This is a genomic window from Embleya sp. NPDC059213, from assembly GCF_042754445.1.
In the GTDB taxonomy this organism is placed as follows: Bacteria; Actinomycetota; Actinomycetes; order Streptomycetales; family Streptomycetaceae; genus Embleya.
Map to the genome: position 1 here is coordinate 1 of NZ_JBHZAV010000312.1, position 6,716 is coordinate 6,716.

The window sequence follows — 6,716 nt, forward strand, 5'->3', positions numbered from 1 at the left end:
TCACTTCTCGGACGGCGGCAACCCCGGCTACGTTTTGGGGGTTTGGATCGTATTTGTGTCTTTCTTCGCGACCCAATGCGCCCCACCACCCGCGCCGGGCGCGGGCGGGCCCACCCCTCGGGGTGGGCAGGCCGTCGCGCTGTGTACGGTGCCGAACGGGCGTCCGACGACCCGCGGGCATCGGCGCGCCCCGACCGTCGACCTTGACCTCAAGTCGACTTGAAGTTCTAGGGTTTCGGCATGCCGTCCGAAGAACGTCGACGGGCCGCGGTCGGCACCTTGAACCACACTCGGGGAGAACCGTCATGCACATCCCTTCGATCGCCGCCGGGTCACCTCGGCATCGGCCGGGCAATGGATGCAATCCCATCGACCACCTCGTCGAAGGGCACTACCGTCGAAGGGCGAACCCGCCTTTGCGACGCGTCCCAGGCCCGCGTTCCGGGCCGGCGCCCCGCACGAGGCCACTCCCGCGACCGTGTACGACCGGCGCCTCGGGTCGGCCGTCCACCCCCGACTCGAAGAGGACCTCGTGCTGATCAGACTGCTCCGCGCACATCTGCGCCCGTACGCCAAGCCGATCGGCCTGGTGGTGTTGCTGCAACTGGTGCAGACACTGGCCACCCTGTATCTGCCCACCCTGAACGCCGACCTGATCAACAACGGCGTGGTCGAGGGCGACACCGGCTACATCCTGCGGGTCGGCGCCGCGATGGTCGGCGTCACCCTGGTCCAGATCGTGTGCGCCGCGATCGCGGTGTACTTCGGCGCCCGGATCGCGATGGGCGTGGGTCGCGACATCCGCGCCGCCGTGTTCAACCGGGTGCAGACCTTCTCCGCACGCGAAGTCGGCGAGTTCGGTGCCCCGTCGTTGATCACCCGCACCACCAACGACGTGCAGCAGGTCCAGATGTTGGCCCTGCTCTCCCTCACGCTGATGGTGTCCGCGCCGATCATGTGCTTCGGCGGCATCCTGATGGCGGTCAACCAGGACGTCCCGATGTCCTTGTTGTTCCTGATCATCGTGCCCGTGCTGATCCTGGCCGTCGGCTGGATCGTGCGCGCGATGCCGCCGCTGTTCCGGGTGCTCCAGGACCGGATCGACAACGTGAACCGGATCATGCGCGAACAGATCACCGGGATCCGGGTGATCCGCGCGTTCGGCCGGGACGACCACGAGCAGGCCCGGTACGCGGACGCCAACGCCGAGATCCGCGACGTGTCGCTCTCGCTCGGTCGGCTGATGGCCTTCATGTACCCGTCGGTCCTGCTGGTGTGGGAGACCTCGGCGATCGTGATCGTGTGGGTCGGCGGCCACCGGATCGGCTCCGACGCGATGGACATCGGCGCGCTGGTCGCCTTCCTGAGCTACCTGATGCAGATCCTGACATCGGTGATGATGGCCACCTTCATGACCATGATGATCCCGCGCGCTTCGGTCTGCGCCGACCGGATCACCGAGGTACTGGACACCGAGACCAGCCTGACCGTGTCCAAGGCACCGGTGACCGCGCTGCACGCACACGGTCGACTCGAACTGCGCGACGTGAGCTTTTGCTACCCCGGCGCCGAGGAACCGGTGCTGCGCGGCATCGACCTGGTCGCCCGACCCGGCGAGACCACCGCGGTGATCGGCAGCACCGGCGCGGGCAAGACCACCCTGCTGAGCCTGGTCCCGCGCCTGCTGGACGTCACCGCCGGCGCGGTGCTGGTCGGCGGCGTGGACACCCGCGAACTCGAACCGGGGCTGCTGTCGCGCACGGTGGGCCTGGTCCCGCAGAAGCCCTACCTCTTCTCCGGCACCGTCGCCTCCAACCTGCGCTACGGCAACCCGGACGCCACCGACGAGGACCTGTGGCGGGCCCTGGAGACCGCACAGGCCCGGTCGTTCGTCGAGGCACTGCCGGAGGGACTGGACGCGCCGATCGCCCAGGGCGGCGGCAACGTCTCCGGCGGCCAGCGGCAACGCCTGGCGATCGCAAGGCTGTTGGTGGTCAAGCCGGAGATCTACCTGTTCGACGACTCGTTCTCCGCACTCGACTACTCCACCGACGCGGCCCTGCGGGCGGCCCTGGCCGCCGAGACCGCGCAGGCCACCGTGGTGATCGTCGCGCAGCGCGTGGCCACCATCCGGCACGCGGACCGCATCGTGGTGCTGGACGAGGGCCGCGTGGTCGGCACCGGCACGCACGGCGAATTGATGGCCGGCAACGCCACGTACCGCGAGATCGTGCTGTCCCAGCTCACCGAGGAGGAGGCGGCGTGACCACGACCGAGGAGACCACCGCATCCGACGACCGGGTCGAGGAGGCCACCCCGAAACGCCGTCCCGGCCCGCCCGTCGGCGGTTCGCCCATGGCACGCATGATGGGCGGCGCGCCGACCGAGAAGTCGATGCACTTCAAGGCGTCCAGCCGCCGCCTGCTGGGCATGATGGCGCCCGAGCGGGCCCGGCTGTACGCGCTGCTCGTCTGCGGGATCGCGGGAGTCGGCCTCGGGGTGCTCACCCCCCGCCTGCTCGGCAAGGCCACCGACGCGATCTACACCGGCGTCGCCGGCGGCAAGGGCATCGACTTCGACCACGTACGCACCCTGTTGCTGGTCACCTTCGCCGTCGTGGCCGGCTCGGTGGTGTTCGCCTTCGCCCAGGGCCGACTGACCGCGACCATCGTCCAGCGCACCACCTACCGGCTGCGCGAGGACGCCGAGACCAAGCTGTCCCGGCTGCCGCTGAACTACTTCGACAAGCAGCCGCGCGGCGAGGTGCTCTCGCGCACCACCAACGACATCGACAACATCGCGCAGACCCTGCAACAGGCGATGGGCCAGATCGTGCGCTCGGTGCTGACGATCGTCGGCGTACTGGTGATGATGTTCTGGATCTCGCCGCTGCTCGCGCTCGTCGCACTGGTCAGCGTGCCGACGTCGATCCTGGTCACCATGGCGATCGGCAAGCGCGCCCAGCCGCAGTTCGTCAAGCAGTGGTCGAGCACCGGCAAGCTCAACGCGCACATCGAGGAGATGTACACCGGGCACGCGCTGGTCAAGGTGTTCGGTCGGCAGCGGGAATCCGCCGAGGTGTTCGACAAGCACAACGAGCAGTTGTACACGGCCGGCTTCAAGGCCCAGTTCATCTCCGGCCTGATCCAGCCCGCGATGGCCTTCGTCGGCAACCTCAACTACGTGCTCGTCGCGGTGATCGGCGGACTGCGGGTGTCCTCGGGCGCGATGACGCTGGGCGACATCCAGGCGTTCGTCCAGTACTCGTACGAGTTCAACGGGCCGGTCACCCAGGTCGCCTCGATGTCCAACCTGCTCCAGTCCGGCGTCGCCTCGGCCGAGCGGGTCTTCGCCCTGCTCGACGCCGAGGAGCAGTCCCCCGACCCGGAGCCGGCCGCCCGGATCGAGAAGGTGAGCGGGCATGTCGCGTTCGAGAAGGTCTCCTTCCGGTACGACCCGGCCAAGCCGCTGATCGAGGACCTGGACCTGGAGGTGCACCCGGGCCAGACGGTCGCCATCGTCGGACCCACCGGCGCGGGCAAGACCACGCTGGTCAACCTGCTGATGCGGTTCTACGAGGTGACCGGCGGCCGGATCACCGTGGACGGCGTGGACATCGCCGGGATGACCCGCGAGGACCTGCGCGCACCGATCGGCATGGTGCTCCAGGACACGTGGCTGATCGGCGGCACGATCGCGGAGAACATCGCGTACGGGGTCGGCGAGGTCTCGCGCGAGCGGGTGGTCGCGGCGGCCCGGGCCACCCACGCGGACCGCTTCGTGCGCACGCTGCCGGACGGCTACGACACGGTGCTCGCCGACGAGGCGGGCAATCTCAGCGCGGGCGAGAAGCAACTGCTCACCATCGCCCGGGCGTTCCTGACCGAGCCGCAGATCCTGGTGCTGGACGAGGCGACCAGTTCGGTGGACACCCGCACCGAGGTGCTGATCCAAAAGGCGATGAACTCGCTGCGCCGCGGCCGGACCAGCTTCGTGATCGCCCACCGGTTGTCCACCATCCGGGACGCGGACGTGATCCTGGTGATGGAGTCCGGCTCGATCGTCGAACAGGGTACGCACGACACGCTGTTGGCGGCCGAGGGTGCGTATGCCCGGCTGTATGCCTCGCAGTTCGCCCAACCGGCGGCCGAGGTCGTGTAGTTCGACCGCGCCGCCGCGCGCGGGTGCTCCTCGTCGAGGGCACCCGCGCGCGGCGCGCACTCACTTGGCGGACGGCTGCTCGGGCCCGGTGCCCCGGTTGCCGGACAGGACCAGGCCGACCAGGAGTTGGCCGACGGCGGTGACCACGAGCGCGGCCATCGGCACCGTCCAGCCGCCGGTGGCGCCGTGCATCAGGCCGAGCGCGAAGGGACCGATCGCGGCCACCGCGTAGCCCAACGACTGGGCCAGGGTGGACAGCGCGGTCGTCTCCGCGGCGCCGCTGCCGCTGCCGCCGATCACCGACAACACCAGCGGGAACGAACAGAAGCCCAGGCCCACCGCGGCGGCCCACAACACCGGCAGCGCGACCGGCGCGACCAACAGGCCGACGAAGCCGATCAGCATGCTCACCGAGACCACCACGAACGCGGGCCGCAGCCGCCCCGTGGCCCGCACGAAGGCCAGCAGCGCGAACGTCGCCGGAATGCCCGCGCCCTGGGTGACGGCCAACATCGCACCCGCCCCGCCGCGGCTCATGCCCTGGTCGGAGAGCAGCGTCGGCAACCACCCCACCAGCGCGTAGCAGTTCAGCGCCTGGAGGGCGAAGTAGGCGGTGACCAGCCTGCCCAACCGGGTGCGCGCCATCGTCCACGGCGATACGTGCGCGGCCGGACCGCCGCCGGCGGTGAGCGCGTGCGGCGCCCGCACCAGGGACCACACCAGCAGCGCGATCACGGCCGGCAGCGCCCACACGGCCAGCCCCAGCGACGGCGAGTCGAGCCCGTTCGCGACCGGCACGGCCACCGCCGCGGCCAGCGTCGCGCCCAGAGCCATCACCGTGGTGTAGACGCCGGTCAGCACCGACACCCGATGCGGGAAGTGGGCGCGCAGCAGCGCCGGCAGCAGCACGTTGCCCACGGCCAGGCCGGACATGCCCAGGACGGTGCCGGTCAGCAGCGCCCACGTGCTCGGCACGACCCGGATGCCCAGGCCCGCGGCGAGCGCGAACAGCGCGACCAGCACGGCCCGTTCGGTACCGAACCGACGCGCCAGCGGCGACGCCGTCAGCCCGGCGGCGGCGAAGCAGAGCGTCGGCAGGGTCGGCAACAACGACGCGGTCACCGGGCCGAAGCCCAGCGCGTCGCGCAGCGCCTCCAGGAGCGCGGCGGCGCTGCTGATGCCCAGCCGCAGGTTGAACGCGATCAGCACGATGCCCACGCCGGCCAGCCACCCGGCCCGGGCGCGACCGGTCGCATCGCTGGTCGACGCCGGGAGCGTGGCGGTGACGGGAACTGCGGAAGTCATGACGCAAAGGTAAGACGTCTGATGAATTCTGTCCAGATCGAGTCGACCGACGACAGCGTGTGACGTCGAATCATCAGATGTACTGTGGACAACCCCTTCTGGATCCCCTCCTCCATTCGACGTCCCAGGTCAGGAGCCCGAGCGCATGAGCAGCCTCGAATCCGTGCGCCGGCCGGCACTGTCCGCCGAGGTGATCGCCCGGCTGCGCGAGCGCATCACCTCCGGCGACTGGCCGGTGGGCAGCCGCATCCCGCCCGAGCCGGAACTGATGAGCCGGCTCCAGGTGGCCCGGGGCACGGTCCGCGAGGCGGTCCGCGCGCTCGCCCACGCGGGCCTGTTGGACGTCCGCCAGGGCGACGGCACGTACGTCCGCGCGGTGAGCGAACTCTCCGGCGCCGTCGAGCGGTTGTACGGCGGCAGCGATATCGGCCAGGTCCTGGAGGTCCGCCAGGCGCTCGACCTGCAGGCCGCTCGGCTCGCGGCGATCCGCGCCGAGGAGGCCGACCTGACCGGCCTGGACGACGCGCTGCGTCGGCGCCGGGCCGCGTGGGACGCGCGCGACTACGAGGCGTGGATCGCCGCGGACTGGGAGTTCCACCTGGGCATCGCCGACGCGGCGCACAATCCCCTGCTGGCCGAGCTGTACCGCAACCTGGCCGGGCCGGTGCGCGCGTCGGTGGCCGGCTCCTGGGACGATCCCGACTACCAGGGCGCGAACCCGGCCGGCCACGAGGACCTGTTGCGCGCGCTGCGCGACCGCGACCCGATCCGGGCCGCCCGCCAGGCGGGCGCCAACCTGACCGACACCCACGACTGGCACGCGGCACGCGCACCGGAGTAGAGCCGCGGTCGGGACGGCGGGACATCGGGGTGTGCGGATCGGCTCAGTCGTGGCCGCGGGAGGGCGGCCCGGTCAGGTCCGCCGGGGAGCCTTCCCGAGTGGGTCGGGCGTGCGCGGCCGACGGTCACGACTTGGTCGGCAGCGGATGGCTCAGGGCTAAACGGTCGACGTGGACCGGCGGAGATCGACCCGGTCCCACCGTCACCGGCGGCCGGGAGCCCTGGACTCCCCGGCGAGACCTGGGCGTTGCTTGCCGGAAAGGCGCTGGCAACGGCGCGGAGGGAGGGCGGTCCGGTCGGGTCCGCCGGGGAGCCTGAGGTTTCCCCCTGATCGTGGACACCCTGACACTTGGATCGTGGGGTCCAGGAAGGGAATGTTCAGGTGGGACGTCCGAAGAAGTTCACGGATG

At 70.6% G+C, this 6,716-nt stretch carries 4 protein-coding genes; 3 read left to right on the forward strand and 1 reads right to left on the reverse strand.

Going from position 1 to position 6,716, the window contains the following annotated elements:
- Positions 1-532: 532 nt before the first annotated feature.
- Together ACFXMF_RS45920 and ACFXMF_RS45925 are read left to right on the forward strand one after the other, a co-directional pair.
- On the forward strand, positions 533-2,266 hold the full coding sequence (locus tag ACFXMF_RS45920; RefSeq protein WP_360318478.1) for an ABC transporter ATP-binding protein: 1,734 nt from the start codon (positions 533-535) through the stop codon (positions 2,264-2,266).
- Positions 2,263-4,161, forward strand: a complete 1,899-nt coding sequence (locus ACFXMF_RS45925) for an ABC transporter ATP-binding protein (RefSeq protein WP_379992680.1) — start codon at positions 2,263-2,265, stop codon at positions 4,159-4,161. Before ACFXMF_RS45920 ends, ACFXMF_RS45925 begins: the two co-directional genes overlap by 4 nt.
- 60 nt (positions 4,162-4,221) lie before the next feature.
- Here the strand turns inward: ACFXMF_RS45925 and ACFXMF_RS45930 are convergent, their stop codons facing one another.
- Entirely contained in the window at positions 4,222-5,466 is a 1,245-nt protein-coding gene (locus ACFXMF_RS45930) for an MFS transporter (protein ID WP_380018199.1), read from the reverse strand.
- A gap of 145 nt (positions 5,467-5,611) precedes the next feature.
- On the opposite strand from ACFXMF_RS45930, the gene ACFXMF_RS45935 reads away from it, so the two are divergent.
- A complete protein-coding gene (locus ACFXMF_RS45935) occupies positions 5,612-6,307 on the forward strand; it encodes an FCD domain-containing protein (RefSeq protein ID WP_360318339.1) in 696 nt (231 codons plus the stop codon).
- Positions 6,308-6,716: the final 409 nt, after the last annotated feature.